The sequence below is a fragment of the Mesorhizobium sp. M8A.F.Ca.ET.181.01.1.1 genome (genome assembly GCF_004792025.1).
GTDB lineage: Bacteria > Pseudomonadota > Alphaproteobacteria > Rhizobiales > Rhizobiaceae > Mesorhizobium.
Window position 1 is genome coordinate 461,104 of sequence record NZ_SRTV01000005.1, and the last position, 15,726, is coordinate 476,829.

Below are 15,726 nucleotides of genomic sequence, written 5' to 3' on the forward strand. Positions count from 1 at the left end.
ATGCCCGCAATGGGTTCCGGTGGAGAAAATCGTTCCTGCCGGCCGTGGGGTGAGGGAGCCGGACGTGGATGTAGCTTTGGCCAGGCCTTTGGTCAGCGGCTTCTATGACAAGCCGACCGGGGCCATTCAGTATGTCGTCACAGACCCGGCGACGAAGCGATGTGCCATCATCGATCCGATCCTGGATTTCGACGAGAGATCCGGCGCAACCGGTACGAGGAGCGCGGATGCCCTGCTCGGTTTCGTCGGGGAGAACGGGCTGGAGCTCGAATGGATCCTCGACACCCACCCGCACGCCGACCATATCTCGGCGGCGCATTACCTCAAACAGAAGACCGGAGCGCCGATGGCGATCGGCGACAGGATCGTCGACGTCCAGGCCCTGTGGAAGGTCATCTACAACTGGCCCGATTTTCGCGCCGACGGCACGCAGTGGGACAGGTTGTTCGCCGAGGGCGAGACGTTCCGGATCGGAACCCTTCCGGTCAAGGTGCTGTTCTCGCCAGGACATACGCTGGCGTCGATCACCTATGTGGTGGGGGATGCGGCCTTCGTGCATGACACGATGTTCATGCCCGACAGCGGCACGGCGAGGGCGGATTTCCCCGGCGGCAGCGCCGCACGGCTCTGGCGCTCGATCCAGGACATCCTGGCGTTGCCCGACGAGACGCGTGTCTTCGTCGGCCATGACTATCAGCCCGGTGGCCGCGAGCCCTTGTGGGAAAGCACCGTGGCGATACAGAAATCCACCAACACCCATCTTGTCGCCGCGCGCACCGAGGCCGAGTTCGTGGCGCTACGCGAGGCGCGCGACCGCACATTGCCGATGCCGCGGCTGATCCTGCATGCGCTGCAGGTCAACATGAATGGCGGCCGGCTGCCGGAACCGGAAGCCAATGGCCGGCGGTACCTCAAATTTCCACTGGACGGGTTGTGAGGGTCGGTCCCTTCTCCCCGTTAGTATACGGGAGAAGGTGGCGGCAGCCGGATGAGGGGCGGCGCCGACGTTTGGCGATGATGTTTGGCAGTTGCTGCGCCGGTGGCAATCGCGCAATCTCGGTGCCGCCCCTCATTGTCCTGCCGGACATTTCTCCCCGTAGAGTGACGGGGAGAAAGGGCTGTGTCGTCGGCTTCGCCAAACAAAAAAGCGGCGCCAGTTTCCTGACGCCGCCTTGATATTCCTGGCTGATCCCGGCTTTAAGCCGCCGGCTGTGCCTCGATGGTACGCAGCGCCTGCATCTGGCGCTTGGCGGCGGCCTTGACGGCATCCTGCACCTTCTCGAAGGCGCGCACCTCGATCTGGCGAACGCGCTCGCGGCTGATATCGAACTCGGCCGACAGTTCTTCCAGAGTGAGCGGCTCCTCGGCGAGGCGACGCGCCTCGAAGATGCGCCGCTCGCGATCGTTGAGCACGGCCAGAGCGCCCGACAGCATGCCGCGCCGGTTTTCCAGCTCGTCCTGCTCGATCAGCATCTCTTCCTGGCTTTCGTGGTCGTCGACCAGCCAGTCCTGCCATTCGCCGGACTCGCCTTCCGTCGCCCGGATCGGCGCGTTGAGGGACGCGTCGCCGGACAGGCGGCGGTTCATCGACACCACTTCGGCCTCGGAAACGTTCAGCCTCGTAGCGATCTCGGCGATCTGGTCGGGCTTGAGGTCGCCGTCGTCCAGCGCCTGGATCTTGCCCTTCACCTTGCGGAGATTGAAGAACAGACGCTTCTGGTTGGCGGTCGTGCCCATCTTGACGAGGCTCCACGAGCGCAGGATGTACTCCTGGATCGAGGCCTTGATCCACCACATGGCGTAGGTGGCGAGACGGAAACCACGCTCGGGTTCGAATTTCTTGACGGCCTGCATCAGGCCGACATTGCCTTCCGAGATCACCTCGCCGATCGGCAGACCGTAGCCGCGATAGCCCATGGCGATCTTGGCGACGAGCCGCAAATGGCTGGTGACGAGCTTGTGCGCGGCCGTGGTGTCTTCATGCTCGGCGTAACGCTTCGCGAGCATGTACTCTTCCTGCGGCTGCAGCATGGGAAAGCGGCGGATTTCTTCCAGATAGCGGCTGAGGCCGCCTTCGCCGGAAACGATACTGGGTAATGACTGGGCCATGATAGCGCCCCCTCTCTATTGGAGTGATGCCCCCGAAACGCGGCGGGCATGTGACGCGAGCACCAAAAGGCTCGCCCGCGACATCAGAACTTATACAGGAACAAAACCAGAAAAGACAGGCATTTGTTCAACACGAAACAGTGTGTCACGTTGAAGTGAACAATGCCACTCAGGTTTTTTGAGGCAGGTTCAGAGTTTGCGAAAGTTGCCGACGAGTTCCTCCATGTCCCCCGGTATCGGCGCCTCGAACCTCATCGTTAGATGGGTAGTGGGATGCCGAAATGCAAGGAGCCAGGCATGCAAAGCTTGCCGGGAAAATGCCTTGACCTGACTTTTCAGGGGCTCCGGCAGTCGGTTGGCCTTGGTACGGAACGCCAGGCCGTAATCGGGGTCGCCGATAACGGGGTGGCCGATATGGGCCATGTGAACGCGGATCTGATGGGTGCGGCCGGTTTCCAACCGACATTCGACGAGGCTTGCGGTGGCGAATTCCCGCTGGTCATCGCCGAAACGCTCCTGCACGGCAAAGCGGGTGACGGCGTGGCGCGCGTCGTCGCGGCCTTCCGGCACGACAGCGCGGCGCACTCGGTCGGCGGCGCGGCCAAGCGGCGCGTCGATCGTTCCAGTCGGCCTCTGGGGTATGCCCCAGACCAGAGCCAGGTAGGCGCGTTCGAGGTCGCCCGTCAGGCCGTGGTCGGCGAAGGCCTCCGACAGCGCCTTGTGGGCACGGTCGGTCTTGGCGACCACCATGACGCCGCTGGTCTCCTTGTCGAGGCGATGGACGATGCCCGGCCGGCGTACCCCGCCAATGCCAGACAGGCTGTCGCCGCAATGGTGGATCAGCGCATTGACCAGCGTGCCGGTCCAGTTGCCGGCGCCGGGGTGCACGACCAGCCCCGCAGGCTTGTTGATGACGATCAATTCGTCGTCCTCGTAGAGCACGTCGAGCGCGATGTTCTCGCCCTGTGGCTGCGCCGGTTCCGGTTCCGGCATGGCCACCGAAACATTTTCGCCTGCGCTCATCTTGCGCCTGGTTTCGTCGACCGGCTTGCCGTCGATGACGACGGCGCCTTGCCTGATCAGCATCTGCACGCGACTGCGTGACATGTCCGGGCCGAGGGCCGCCGCCAGCCACTGGTCCAGGCGTTGGCCGGCCGCATCCGCGCCGGCGACCAGCAAGGTGGGCGCGGCCCCCATCAACAGGTCCTCTATCAATTCGGGGGCCTCTTCGCTATGAGCGCTCATCGAAAAACCATTCCGGAATATTTGCCATGGCCCGGCCCGATGCCGATGAAGAACAGGAAAAGCCGCTTGACCCCGAGGTCGACAAGCTGCGCGGCAAGCTCATCCGCTTCATGGCCATCAATCTCGGCCTGCTCTTTCTGGCTCTTATGGTGGTGATCGCGGCGATTGTCTACAAATCACGCAAGGCGCCGCCGGCCAACCCGGCGCTGTCCGGCGACGTCCAGACGCCGGCGGGCGAGCCGGCCAGCGCCGATATCGTCCTGCCGGTGGGCGCCAAGGTGGTCAGTCAGTCGCTGTCGGGCGATCGTCTTTCGATCGATGCAGAACTCGCGGACGGGAGCCGTGCGATCTTCGTCTATGATATAGCAGAGCGCCGCCTGATCGGCCGTTTTGCAATCCGCAACAAATAGGCAGGCAAAGACGGTGGCCGGATACTCCGAACATCGCCGTGTCGCGACCGTGGCGCTGGTTGTCGCAGACTATGACGAAGCGATCGCCTGGTATGTCGGCCGGCTGGGCTTTCTGCTGCTCGAGGACGTCGATCTCGGCGACGGCAAACGCTGGGTGATCGTCGCGCCGGCAAACGGGCAGGGCGCCAGGCTGCTGCTTGCCGAGGCATCCGACGAGGCGCAGAGGAAAAGCATCGGCAACCAGACCGGCGGCCGGGTTTTTCTCTTCCTCGAAACCGTCGATTTTGCCGGCGATCATGCCGCGATGTTGGAGAAGGGCATCGAATTCCGCGAAGCGCCCCGTTTTGAGCCCTATGGAACGGTGGCGGTTTTCGCCGATCTCCACGGCAATCTGTGGGATCTGATCCAGCCGAAACGCTAGCTTGCGGGCTGTTTTTCGTCCGCTGCCGCAAAGCCGCCGAACCCCAGTTGCTTTTTGCCAGCCGCCAGCCTATATCGCCCCTTCTTGAGCGCGCCCATCGTCTAGCGGTCAGGACACCGCCCTCTCACGGCGGGAACAGGGGTTCGATTCCCCTTGGGCGTACCAAGCAACGGCGCGGTCGTTGATCTCCAGACAATCCAACAACACCGGCCAGTACCGGCATGGGCTCAGCATGCCTCGAAAGAGCGCGCAAATGCCGCGAGAGCCGGGGACGTCGTGTGCCCGGATCCACCCAATTTAAGTCAGGCCGCGGCGCTTGAAAGCGCTGCGATCTCTGATACTTGCGGGGCGGGGTAGCTTTCGCGGCAACGCGGATTTCGGGTCGGGTAGAGTTTGGAATGACTTCCGTGACGATGATATGCACGCACTGCCATGGCGGCGGCAAGGTTTTCGATTGCTCCAGATGGCGTGCGTCAAAAGGGCATTGCTGCCCGCAAGGGACGCATCAAAGTGGTTGTCCCGGAAAGACCATGGTGTGCGCGCAGTGCGCGGGTCTCGGGACGGTGCCAGAAGCCGAATTCAGGGCGGTCGCATAGGCCGTCCTGCCGCAAGAGGATGGCTTCGCGGCTCAGCGATTCCCGACTGGGCGCGTGGGACGACAGGCGCGTTAAGGTTTGGTTTACCAATAGCCTGTCTATTGGAGTCAATTCGCTTTCGGCCCGCGACCACGGATGTACTGGCGCAACTGCCGAGGTGAAAAGGAAAGGTCGGCTCAGTGCCGGCCTTTTTGTTTTCGGCTATTGGCTCACATTGGCCATGCTCTGTCCGAACAACTTTTTGGCAAGGGATATTGCCATTGCCGGTGTTGGCTCTACCATCGATCCCGCCGGTCCCGTGCGGATTGCCGGCTGGTCGTGACGATGAGGGCTTGCGATGAAGGGTGTTGCCGAACTGGTCATTGCGGGTGTGATGTCGACAGGGATCGTCTGTCCGTCGAATGCCGCAACACTCAACAACATGGACGATGTCGGAGCCGCGATCCAGTCATGCTGGACGCCGCCCGCCGATGCCGGGAATTCGACTGTAACCCTGAGCTTCAGTTTCAAGCGCGACGGCACTCTGATCGGTCCGCCGCGGCCAACCGCGGCCAAGGTGGCCGGGGACGAGAAGGCGCGCAAGTCGTTCATTGATGCGGCCGTCGCCGCGGTCAAGAATTGCACGCCGCTGAATTTTTCACCTGATCTGGCGCAAGGCATTGGCGGCAACGTCTTCACGTTGCAATTCGTTTCACCCAAGAAATAGCTCTCAAGACAATTGCTGCCGAGCCTTTTTCCCCAGCCGGCAGATCAATGGCTCAGGCGCCGCAGTTCGGCATGCCGTGCCAGGTCCGGTGTCTCGAAGACATAGTCGCACCAGGCCGATTCCGGAATCTGCCCTGCGAGATAGCACTCCAGCAACAGGTTTTGCTCGGCATTGAGCGGCCGTGGGGCACGGTCGTGATCCAGCCCGAGAGAGTGAAAAAGGTTTCTTGTCAGTTCCGATACCGTGAAGTGGATCGACATCTGCGTTCTCCTTCGCCCTTCAACGCAGCAGCACGGGCAAAGGTTTCAAGGCCAGCCACCGGTAACGCCTGATTGATCGCATCGGCTAGAGGGATCGCTCAATGCCCCCGGTTGGAGGCCGAGATGCTGGTCTTGAGTTGCTGGGGATCACTTCCCCGGCGTCCTGATCCGTGAGTGTGCCGGCCGTCAGCCCGACGACGCGGTCAGCCTTTAGGCGGATATCGATCCGGACGACAGGTCCGATTTCAAATCACCGGTTACCGCAACGTGCTTTCATTCCAGATGACATGCCCGTCGTCGTCCCAAAGCTGGTGGGCGCGCGGGAACAGGGTTCGATTTACTTTGGGTGGACCAACTGCTCGGTCGTTGCTCCGCAAATCATCGAACCGTCGACGCACGCGATCATTTCGTTGCGAATGGTCGCAAGCGCAGTCTGCTTTGGTGCCCCTCCGGACAGGGGGCCCCCGATGGGTATACACCGCGGAAATATGATTTCTGCCATTTGTCCTGGGCAGGTCTTGATGCCGGATCGGCCAGCGCGGCGTTGAAGTTGTCCCGGCTTTCCGACCAATGCTTGAACTCGCCTTGGAGCTCCGGATTTTCAGCAAGGTTGCGTAGCTCCGGCGTCACGCTGTCGAGACCGCCACGCGCGAGCGGGAACAAATGGCAAAAAGGTTCGCCGGTTTCAAAATGTACCCTCTGGTTCGGGCGCGTGAACTTCCAGTTCATGGTGAAAGTGTAGGGTGACCAATCAGTCTCGATGATCCCCGACAGTGCCGCGATGCCGTCTTTCGGACGATTGAGCGGGCCGGTCACGAACAGATTGGTTCCAGGGTCCGTCCGGAAAAGACAAGGGACGTGGAATGTGAGCGTTCCGTTGCCAAAATGGGTGACCGCTGGTGGAACAGTTCCAGGTTTTGGCTTTATTCGGATAGCGTCGACGCTGCCGCGGCCGTCCCAGATGGCCGAAAAGGCAGTCGCGCACAAAATTTCCCAGCCATGAGCATTGGCTATGTTCAGCGGCAGGCATCGGTAGGCAAACCGCTCGTCGGTATTGTCCATCCAGTCCCGTTCGGGCGGTGCAGGCCGGATGCGCAACTCATGTCCCTCGGCGACGTAGGCGATAAGCTGATTCATGAGATGGAGGCTCTGTTGTTGCCTGAACGAGTTTCGCTCTTGACCGCCCTCGATGGCAACAGGATTCGCCATCGCCTGGGACGCACCAGCCTGGTGCAAGGTCGCGCTCGCCACGAGGCGCGGCCCAGGTACTCACATCGGCACGTTACCATCTCACCTTCAGTCCGATCTGGCCGCCGAACGTCTGCTGATGGGTGCTGTCGATATCGAACGAATAGCTGACGTCGCCGAATGCTGAAACGTTATTACTGACGTCGAAGGCCGCGCCACCATTCAGCTCGAGCCAGGTTCCGCTGGTGTCAAGCACAAGCGGGGTGGTGTTGAAGGTAACGACCGACTCCGCCGAAAAGCCGTGCCAAAGGTTGATGCCGGCATGTGCCAGCACCTTTCCCATGCTGTGTTCCAGGCGTGCCCCGATTCGCCCGGTCATTGCGTCGAACGGGTCGTGGCCGATGGCGGAGAATGGATCCCGGCTGTCATCGAAGTGGATGCGCTGCCATATCAGCTGCGCTTGCGGCTCAATCGCCCAGTCTTGGGCAAACATGTAGGGCAGGCCCGTCTCGGCCGAGGCGGCGAAGCTGTTGCCCTGAACATCGCTGCCGATTCCGCGATTCGATTCGGAGGTGCCGTCAAGCCAGGCGTACTTGGCCACGACATCGACATACCAGCCGCTAGGTGCTGTGTGGGTCCAGTAACCGGCGATGCTGTTTTCGGTCAGATCGAGACTTCCGGCGGGCAACTCCAGGCCGCCCAGCACGTTGCCGCTGATGTCGCCGGACGCTTCGGCATGCGTGTAGAACAACCCGAAACGGTCGACATGGCCGTTGTCGTGTTCGACGCCTGCGATATCGCTGCCAATCTGCAGGCCCCAATAATTGCCGTTGAATTCCGGTCCAATTTTGAAGTCGGCGATGCTGAGCGTTGCGTCGGCGCCAAGATCGCTTTGAGCACCGAACACGCGGCCCCAAACGGCGGGCGGCGGGCTGCCATCCGCCGGCATGTCCGAGCCCTGCGAGTCGGGGGCTGAATATATCAAGGCGCCATCACCGATCAGAAGCGACTGGTCGCCGCGTCTTTGATGGAAAGTGCCGAGCGTCATCAGCCCCATTCGCTGTGCAACGAGCGGCGCGATCACATGCCCCGGAACCTCCGGACGAACGTTCGGGATCGGCGGTGGTGGTGGTGGCGGCGGCGGTGGTGGCGGCGGTGGTGGCGGCGGCGGTGGCGGCGGCGGTGGCGGCGGTGGCGGCGGCGGCGGTGGCGGCGGTGGCGGTGGTGGCGGTGGTGGCGGCGGTGGCGGCGACACTGTGTTGCGCAGGAACCAGTCGTTATCCGTGGCCGCTGATGGCGTCACGCCGCCGCGAAACAGATTGTATTCGAATACACCGGCGGCGACGGGGCCGCCGAGCGCAAACGCGCCGGCAGTGGTGGTGGCGCCGTTGGTCGCATCGACAACCTGGATGCCGTTGCCGGTCGTCAGGGCGCCAGGCCCGTCAACATTCGTCACAAGAATGCTGGTCGAGCCACGCCCCGCGCCATTCTCGATAACAAGCCGATCGGAGGGAGAATTGTCGGTGCCAAGGAAGGTGTTGAGCAAAAGACGACCATCCTGGCCGACGTAGTTGCCGTGGATCGTGAACGTGTCATGCAGGGAGGTTCCGGTGCCGGGCGCCGGCGAATCATTCGTTAGGTCGATGGCCCCGGCATTGTTCACCGTGACCAGCTGCGACGAATCGAACGGCACGACCCCATAACCGAACGAATTGCCCGCCAGGACCGAACTGGTGGAATCGATAGAGAGCGTCCCAGTTCCTGTTTGCGTGTCGCCGAGCGTCAGAACGCCCGTCGTAAAGATGAACCTCAGCTGCGACCGGTTGGTGAGCCTGAAGTCTTCCCAGTTGACAATATTCGTGGGTTGGTCGCCCTGCTGAGCACCCTGGTCGTTGGTGGTATGGTCCCAGGTAAGCGTGTCGGTCCCCAAGCCGCCGTCGATGATCTTGCCGGCGGTCAGGTTGTTTTGCGTGAGACGGACAAAAAGGGCAGTGTCATCGCCATCGCCCATCTGCACGGTCGCTGCGACATTGCCGACGATCCACCTGAAGTTGTCGTTACCCGAGCCCATGTCGACGGAAGTCTGAACATCTCCCGCGGCCAGATCCAGTACATCATCTCCGGCGCCGAGGCTGATCGAGCCGGCGAAGAACCCTAGGTTGATCACGGCATCGTTGGAATTGCCCGTGCTGGTGACGCCGTTCTGAACCTGACCGTCGGCAAAGTTGATGATGTTGTTGACACCCGACCCCGCAAGAAAGACGCCCCCGTCGATCAGGCCATGGTTGTTTAGCTGGAAGGTGCCGTTGTCGGTCGCGCGAACGGCATTGTCCAGCACGCCTGCGTTGTTCAAGGTGAAACTGGTGTTGCCTATAGCGATCACATCGGCGTTGGCCGTGCCTAGATTGTTGAACGTGCTTGTGCCCGGTCCCTCAATCGTGACGGGAGCGTTGAAAACCGCCGTGGAATCGGCATTGACCGTGACCGACAACCCCGCGGACGTGAAGCCGCTATTGATTTGCCCCCTGCATTCAATAATCAGGGTACCGGGAGGCGCTTCCACGCAGGCGGCAAAAGCCCGCAGATCGCTCAGGCAAAGAAGCGAGGCGGACGCAACAGACTGAAGAAGCATGTTGCGAACCGTCAGAGGGTTTCGGCAACCTCGCTTGGCTGCGCGCTGATCGGGAAATCGGGCCGAGGTCCTCTCGGATCCGTTGGCCGCGTTCATGCGCTCGGCGGGATGAGTTCGAACGGCTTTCAAATAGGCAATTCTGGACGTGCGAAACCGCTCAGCCATAGGTCAATCCATAACAGCCGCGCACCCCGGTACAGACGTTGGTTTGCATCGTCAGGATTGTCAATCTCATGAAATTGTCGAGAATGATTACTGGAATTGACGTGTCATATGTGCAACATTGGCCTCTGGTCGTATATGATCTCAGATCAAGCAAAGATTACGACGAAGCACTGCCGCCCGAGAGACCACGTTAATCTTCCTCGCATTTTATCGCGCCGGAACTGCCTGGTGGCCAGACATCCAGCTTTGCCGACGGGGTTCGCAATGCTCCTGAGTCCATGATTTAGCTCAGGCCGCGAGACTTAAAGCGCAACAATCGCTGTTAGTTGCGGTGCGGGGTGGCATCTCCGGCGGCGCGGATTTTGGGTCGGGCGAATTGGAATGACCTTAATCGGGACGCGATGTGGCCGCTTTCGCGTTGCGATCGCCCCTGCCATCATTTGAATCGCCCCTGCCATCATTTGAAAGGATCCTACAAATCCAGAAGCCGTGGGCGGCTGCCCTGATTGACCGGGTGCACCGCTTCCGGCGTGGCGTGGCCTATTGGCAGGACGATTTGCGCCAGATCTTTGTTTTTATGCATGTCGTCTTCCCAAAACGAGGTCACTTTTGGGCGACATGCACTAGTCGCAGACCATGCGAACCCTTTGGCCGGGTGCGCTCACGTTCCTGCATGCCAATTGTTTTTCGGAGTCCGATGACTGCGGAGGCGGCGGTGATACCTTGGTCTGATACCGCCTGTGCACGGCAGGCTTGGCTCTGCGGTCGGAAACCCGCCCGGGTTGCTGGGGCGGTCCCGGAAAGGCGCCAGTGCCGACCTGAGGCTGGTAGTCGATATTGGGCGGCGGCCGGTCCCAGATCCGCCTGGCGTCGAGCGGTCGTGGGATAATGACCGTGCCGTCATAGCTGCGCGAGCAGCCGCCGCCGAAAAGCAGCGCCACGCCCAGCAAGAAAGGCCCTATCCGTCCATACATTAGCACCACCCCTGCGCATGCTTATAGCGCGGCCTTGCTCCACGCCACAACCGGACGGAATAACGCAGCAGGAACAGGCCGGTTGCGCCGTTAAGGTTAGCGGATCGTTAATGCTTCTGCGGCACATTCCGCCGACGAACCGCGGAGGGAGGGTTCGGCCTTGATTTTCGGGGTGGGGACAGCATGGCGGAAGTGGACGAAGCAATCGGCGCGCGCGGCAAGCGCGACCCCGGCAAGGCCGCCGCGCATGGCGGCGACGGATCATCCGGCGTCGACATGGATGGCGCCGACGTGCTGCGCCAACTCGTCGAAGCGGGCTCGGACTGGATTTGGGAAACCGATGCGGAACTGCGCTTTTCCTGGCTTTCACAAGGCTACCAGGCGGCGACGGGTATCGATCCGGCTGACGTGCTCGGCCGGTTCCGCTTCGATTTTCTCAATCAGGTCCTGAAGGGCAACCGCAGCGCGGCAGGCCATCTGGAGGATTTGCAGGCGCACCGGCCGTTCCGCGACTTCGTCTACGAACTGAAGGGCGGCCGCCCCGACTGCCGCTGGGTGCTGACTTCAGGCTTCCCGCGTTTCGACGGCGACGGAAAATTTGCCGGCTATCGCGGCATGGGCCGCAACGTCACCGCGCTGGCCAGCGCCTTCGAGGGCATGGAACCGCCGGTTGGCGGCGAGCCTGTCCAGCATCTTGCCGATCTCGAGCGGACGATGGACGCCATGCATATGGGCGTCGTGCTTCTGGACGCCAGGCTCGACACACTGATCGTCAACAAGGCCTATCGCGATCTCTCCAGGATTCCGGATGGGACCGTGACCGTCGGCGCGCCTTTCAGTCTGTTGATGGAACTCAACCGCCGCAACGGCATCTATGGCGACATCGACGAGAAGCAATGGCAGCGCTACCTCGCCACCCGCGTCGAGGAGATCAGGGCCGGTACCGTTGCGCCTCGGGAGTTTGCCCACGCCGACGGGCGGACCATGATGTTCTCCGTCACGGCTCTGTCGGGAGGCAAACGCCTGTTGACCTACTATGAGGTCACCGAGGTCAAGCGGAGTGACGCCGAGATCGAGAATGCCAACGCCAAGATCGCCGAGACTTTCGCCAATCTGCGCACCATGGTCGATCAGATGCCGATCGGTGTTCTCGTCCTCGACGCCGACATGCGTGCCGAGGTCATCAACCGCGCCTTTTACGATTTCTGGCAGATCGACGCCCGGCGCGCCGAGACCGGCTGCAGCTTCCGCGAGCTGATGGACGCGAGCCGCGACATCGACCCGTATGGTTCGGACGACGCGACATGGCAGCGGCATGTGGCCGAGCGCGAGGCTGAAATCAGGGCCGGCATAGCCGGATCGCGGCAGTTCCCGCGCAATGACGGCCGGACGCTGATCTCGTCGATGGCGCCGCTGGCCGGCGGCAAGCGGTTCATTTCCTATGTCGATGTCACCGACATGAAGGATCGCGAGGCCGAACTCGCCGAAGCGCTGGAAAAGGCGCGGCTGGCGGAAGCGGTGATCAACGGCGTCAAGGATCCGATCTTCGTCAAGGACGACAATCTGCGCTTCGTCTTCGTCAACGAGGCCTTCGCGGCGCTGTTCAAGCAGGCGCCGCAAGCCATGCTTGGCAGGCCGGGAGGCGATTTCCTCGGGCCGGACCAGGTCGCGCTGTTCGAAAGCAGCGAACGCGAGGTGCTGGCCAGCGGACAGCAATACGAAGTGGAAGAAAGCTTCGAGGCCGGCGGCGCCGGCCGTTCGCGCATCGTCAGGAAGAATCGCGTCCGCGTGGCCAGCGGCCGCGACTATGTCGCCGGCTTTCTCTTCGACATTTCCGACATGAAGCGGCGCGAGACCGAAGCCGAAGATGCGCGCAAGCATCTCGCCAACGTGCTGGAATCACTGCCGGCCGGCGTTATCATCTACGACCGGGACGACAAGTTCGTCTTCGCCAACCACAGGCTGCAGGATACGCTGCCGGCGTTGAAACCCTTCTGGCACCCCGGCCGCACCTTCCGCGAAGCGCTGGAGTTCGGCCATTCGGTCGGTTATTTCCGTTCGAGCGGCGATCCTGGGATCGACAGCCTGTACGAAGTCGATTCCGAACGCTGGCTCGACGGCATCCTGGCGCGTTACCGGCTGCCCAATTCTTCTTATGAGCGCCTCAATGCGGATGGACGCTGGTACCAGGTCTATGACATGCGCACCGGCGACGGCACGTTCATCGGCGTGCGCGTCGACATCACCGACCTGAAGAGCCGCGAGGCCGCGCTCCGTGACTCGATGCGCCAGATCGATCTCTTCCGCCACGTCATGGACGAGTTGCCGGTGGCCGCCTTCATCAAGGCGCAGGACCTGAGCATCGAATTCGTCAACAAGGCCTGGTGCGCGCTCACCGGCCTCACCAAGGACGATGTCATCGGCCGGACCGACCGCCAGCTGTTCAGCGGCGAGGAAGCGGAGGGCTTCAGCCAGGACGACGCCGATGTCGTGACGAACGGCAATGTGCGCGAAGTCGAGGAGCCCGTTACCCATCGTGACGGTAGGGTGCGGCAGTTGATGACGCGCAAGAGCCGCCTGGTGGCCACCGACGGATCGGTGCATCTGGTGGGCTCCAGCACCGATATCACCGACGTCAAGGCACGCGAGCAAGCCCTGGAAGAGAGCATGCGCGAGAACGAGGTGTTCCGCAGCCTGATCGACAACGTACCGGTGTCGATCTACGCCAAGCGCTCCGACCTCCGGCAATTCTATGTCAACAAGGGCTGGTGCGACCTCACCGGCTTCAGCAAGCAGGAGGCGATCGGCAAGACCGACGTCGAGATATTCGGGCCGGATGGCGAGGCCTTCGTGGCCAGCGATCTCGCCGTGCTGCGTACCGGCGAGACCCAGGAGATCGAGGAGACGGTTCGCCTTCCCGACGGCAGCGTCAGGCATCAGTTTGCCCGCAAGGGCGCAATGATCGCCTCCGACGGTTCGCTCTACCTGATCGGTTCCACCACCGACATTACGGAGCTCAAGCAACGCGAAGCGGAGCTCAGCGAGGCACGCCAGCGCGCCGTGCTCGCCGACCGCGCCAAGTCGGAATTCCTCGCCAATATGAGCCACGAAATCCGCACGCCGATGAATGGCGTGCTGGGCATGGCTGAACTCCTGGCCAAATCCAATCTCGATCTGAAGCAGAAGACCTTCACCGACATCATCGTCAAATCGGGCAACGCGCTCCTGACCATCATCAACGACATCCTGGATTTCTCCAAGATCGATGCCGGCCAGCTGGTGCTCGATCCGGCGCCCTTCAATCTCGCCGAGGCGATCGAGGACGTGGCGACGCTGGTGTCGACGCGGGCCAAGGAAAAGGACCTCGAGCTCATCGTGCGTATCGAGCCGCGGCTCGAAAGGCTGTTCATCGGCGATGTCGGCCGCATCCGGCAAATCGTCACCAACCTGCTCGGCAACGCGGTGAAGTTCACCGATGAAGGCCATGTGCTGGTCGACGTGACCGGAGAACGGGTTCCGACGGGAACCAGGCTGACGATCTCGGTCACCGACACCGGCATCGGCATCCCCGAGGAAAAGCTGAAACTGGTGTTCGAGAAATTCAGCCAGGTCGACACGTCGTCGACGAGGCGCCACGAAGGCACCGGCCTTGGCCTTGCCATCACCTCGCGGCTGGTCGACCTGATGGGCGGCGACATCGGCGTCGAGAGCGCCGAGGGCAAGGGATCGACATTCTGGTTCACGGTGACGCTGCCCGGGGCCGGGCAGCAGAACGGGCAGCGCATCACGCCGGTGGACGTGACCGGCGCACGCGTGCTGATCGTCGACGACAATGCCGTCAACCGCGCCATCCTGACCGAGCAGATGACCTCCTGGACGTTCGATTCCTGCGCTGCCGAAAGCGGCGCCGAAGGCCTCAAGGTGCTGATCGCCGCGGCAGCTTATGGCGTGGCGGTCGACTGCGTGGTGCTCGACTACCAGATGCCCGAGATGACCGGCGCCGAAATGGCGCGCATCGTGCGCAATACCGAGGGCCTCGCGGACACGCCGATCATCATGCTGACCTCGGTCGACCAGTCGCTTGCCAACACCAGCTACCGCGATCTTGGCATCGACGCGCAATTGATCAAGCCGGCACGCTCCTCGGCGCTCCTGGAGACGCTGGTCGCGACCATCCAGCGCCATCGCCACACCACCAGCGGCCACGCCGTTCAGCCGCCAGCGGGCGAGGTGCTCGAGGTTGCCCTGCGGTCGTCTCTGGCGGTAGCCGAGCAGCGCGCGCAGCTGCAGCCGCCACCGGTTCGTCCCAGGCCGCCTGCCACGGTCGGCGGGCACAGGCTGGATATCCTCGTGGCCGAGGACAATGAGGTGAACCAGATGGTCTTCACCCAGATCCTCGGCGAGACCGGATATGGTTTCGAGATCGTCGGCAATGGCCGCAAGGCGCTCGACGCTTTCGGCACGCTCAACCCGTGCATGATCCTGATGGATGTCTCGATGCCGGAGATGAGCGGTCTCGAAGCGACGGCCGCGATCCGCCTGCTGGAGCAGGAAACCGGCACGCATGTGCCGATCGTCGGCGTCACCGCGCATGCGCTCAAGGGCGACCGCGAACGCTGCCTGGAGGCGGGCATGGACGACTATCTGCCCAAGCCGATCAGCCCCAGGGCCTTGCTTGAGAAGGTCGAGCGCTGGGTTGGCGCCGGCCGTCAGGTCCACCGCAACGCGGGATAGCACCCCCGTCGCCCGGATTTCAGGATCCGGCGAGGCAAATCAAGGGAATCAGCAGGGGATTTGCCGCTACCCCTGCGTGCAGTGACTATGGTGCGATCGCGCCATATCAAAGGCTGCCTCCAGCCGGAACAATAGCAAAATCGAATTCCGCTCTTCTCGGTTACGGGCGGGAGCAGCGACCGCCTGCAAGAAACAGCGTCACCTACCCCAACGGACCTGTTTTTGGCGATGGCCCGGCCATGACACGCTCTGGCTGCGAGCAACGCGCTCCCGTCCGGATTTTATT

General features: G+C 62.3%; 11 protein-coding genes and 1 tRNA gene. 7 read left to right on the top strand and 5 right to left on the bottom strand.

The window, feature by feature from the left end; genetic code table 11:
• Positions 1-64: 64 nt before the first annotated feature.
• On the top strand, positions 65-937 hold the full coding sequence (locus tag EN824_RS20790) for an MBL fold metallo-hydrolase (RefSeq protein ID WP_127277836.1): 873 nt from the start codon (positions 65-67) through the stop codon (positions 935-937).
• Positions 938-1,197: 260 nt separating this feature from the next.
• Here the strand turns inward: EN824_RS20790 and rpoH are convergent, their stop codons facing one another.
• Complete coding sequence (rpoH, locus tag EN824_RS20795; protein ID WP_015315375.1) at positions 1,198-2,109, bottom strand: RNA polymerase sigma factor RpoH; 912 nt, start codon at positions 2,107-2,109, stop codon at positions 1,198-1,200.
• Positions 2,110-2,298: 189 nt separating this feature from the next.
• Positions 2,299-3,354: an RluA family pseudouridine synthase gene (locus EN824_RS20800; protein WP_135932639.1), complete on the bottom strand. Its 1,056-nt coding sequence runs from the start codon at positions 3,352-3,354 to the stop codon at positions 2,299-2,301.
• Between the two features lie 26 nt (positions 3,355-3,380).
• Here EN824_RS20800 and EN824_RS20805 point away from each other — a divergent pair, with 26 nt between their 5' ends.
• The 5 genes from EN824_RS20805 (at position 3,381) to EN824_RS20825 (ending at position 5,487) form a co-directional block, all read left to right on the top strand.
• Entirely contained in the window at positions 3,381-3,764 is a 384-nt protein-coding gene (locus EN824_RS20805; RefSeq protein WP_127277834.1) for a fimbrial protein, read from the top strand.
• 13 nt (positions 3,765-3,777) lie between these two features.
• A complete protein-coding gene (locus EN824_RS20810; RefSeq protein ID WP_127277833.1) occupies positions 3,778-4,185 on the top strand; it encodes a VOC family protein in 408 nt (135 codons plus the stop codon).
• A gap of 90 nt (positions 4,186-4,275) precedes the next feature.
• Positions 4,276-4,350 (top strand) — tRNA-Glu (locus EN824_RS20815).
• Between the two features lie 450 nt (positions 4,351-4,800).
• Positions 4,801-5,103 (top strand): hypothetical protein, encoded by a 303-nt coding sequence (locus EN824_RS20820; protein WP_135932640.1) that lies wholly within the window; start codon positions 4,801-4,803, stop codon positions 5,101-5,103.
• A 15-nt stretch (positions 5,104-5,118) separates the two neighbouring features.
• Entirely contained in the window at positions 5,119-5,487 is a 369-nt protein-coding gene (locus EN824_RS20825; protein ID WP_127277831.1) for a cell envelope integrity protein TolA, read from the top strand.
• Positions 5,488-5,531: 44 nt separating this feature from the next.
• On the opposite strand, the gene EN824_RS20830 is transcribed toward EN824_RS20825, so the two are convergent.
• The 3 genes from EN824_RS20830 to EN824_RS20840 all read right to left on the bottom strand — a co-directional run bounded on the left by EN824_RS20830 (position 5,532) and on the right by EN824_RS20840 (position 9,732).
• Entirely contained in the window at positions 5,532-5,747 is a 216-nt protein-coding gene (locus tag EN824_RS20830) for a hypothetical protein (RefSeq protein WP_127277830.1), read from the bottom strand.
• A 402-nt stretch (positions 5,748-6,149) separates the two neighbouring features.
• Positions 6,150-6,998 carry a DUF6065 family protein gene (locus EN824_RS20835; protein WP_245464328.1) on the bottom strand — a complete coding sequence of 283 codons (849 nt, stop codon included), beginning with the start codon at positions 6,996-6,998 and terminating at the stop codon, positions 6,150-6,152.
• 31 nt (positions 6,999-7,029) lie between these two features.
• A complete protein-coding gene (locus EN824_RS20840) occupies positions 7,030-9,732 on the bottom strand; it encodes an autotransporter outer membrane beta-barrel domain-containing protein (RefSeq protein WP_135932641.1) in 2,703 nt (900 codons plus the stop codon).
• Between the two features lie 1,157 nt (positions 9,733-10,889).
• Between EN824_RS20840 and EN824_RS20850 the strand changes: the two genes are divergently transcribed.
• Positions 10,890-15,440, top strand: coding sequence for a PAS domain-containing protein (locus EN824_RS20850; protein ID WP_189522202.1), 4,551 nt, complete (start codon positions 10,890-10,892; stop codon positions 15,438-15,440).
• Positions 15,441-15,726 lie beyond the last annotated feature (286 nt).

What these genes read in the sequence shown, in the direction of transcription:
- EN824_RS20840 (WP_135932641.1), bottom strand. Translation starts at nt 9,732, where the DNA reads ATGGCTGAGCGGTTTCGCACGTCCAGAATTGCCTATTTGAAAGCCGTT.
- EN824_RS20825 (WP_127277831.1), top strand. Translation starts at nt 5,119, where the DNA reads ATGAAGGGTGTTGCCGAACTGGTCATTGCGGGTGTGATGTCGACAGGG.
- EN824_RS20800 (WP_135932639.1), bottom strand. Translation starts at nt 3,354, where the DNA reads ATGAGCGCTCATAGCGAAGAGGCCCCCGAATTGATAGAGGACCTGTTG.
- EN824_RS20805 (WP_127277834.1), top strand. Translation starts at nt 3,381, where the DNA reads ATGGCCCGGCCCGATGCCGATGAAGAACAGGAAAAGCCGCTTGACCCC.
- EN824_RS20820 (WP_135932640.1), top strand. Translation starts at nt 4,801, where the DNA reads ATGGCTTCGCGGCTCAGCGATTCCCGACTGGGCGCGTGGGACGACAGG.
- EN824_RS20830 (WP_127277830.1), bottom strand. Translation starts at nt 5,747, where the DNA reads ATGTCGATCCACTTCACGGTATCGGAACTGACAAGAAACCTTTTTCAC.
- EN824_RS20850 (WP_189522202.1), top strand. Translation starts at nt 10,890, where the DNA reads ATGGCGGAAGTGGACGAAGCAATCGGCGCGCGCGGCAAGCGCGACCCC.
- rpoH (WP_015315375.1), bottom strand. Translation starts at nt 2,109, where the DNA reads ATGGCCCAGTCATTACCCAGTATCGTTTCCGGCGAAGGCGGCCTCAGC.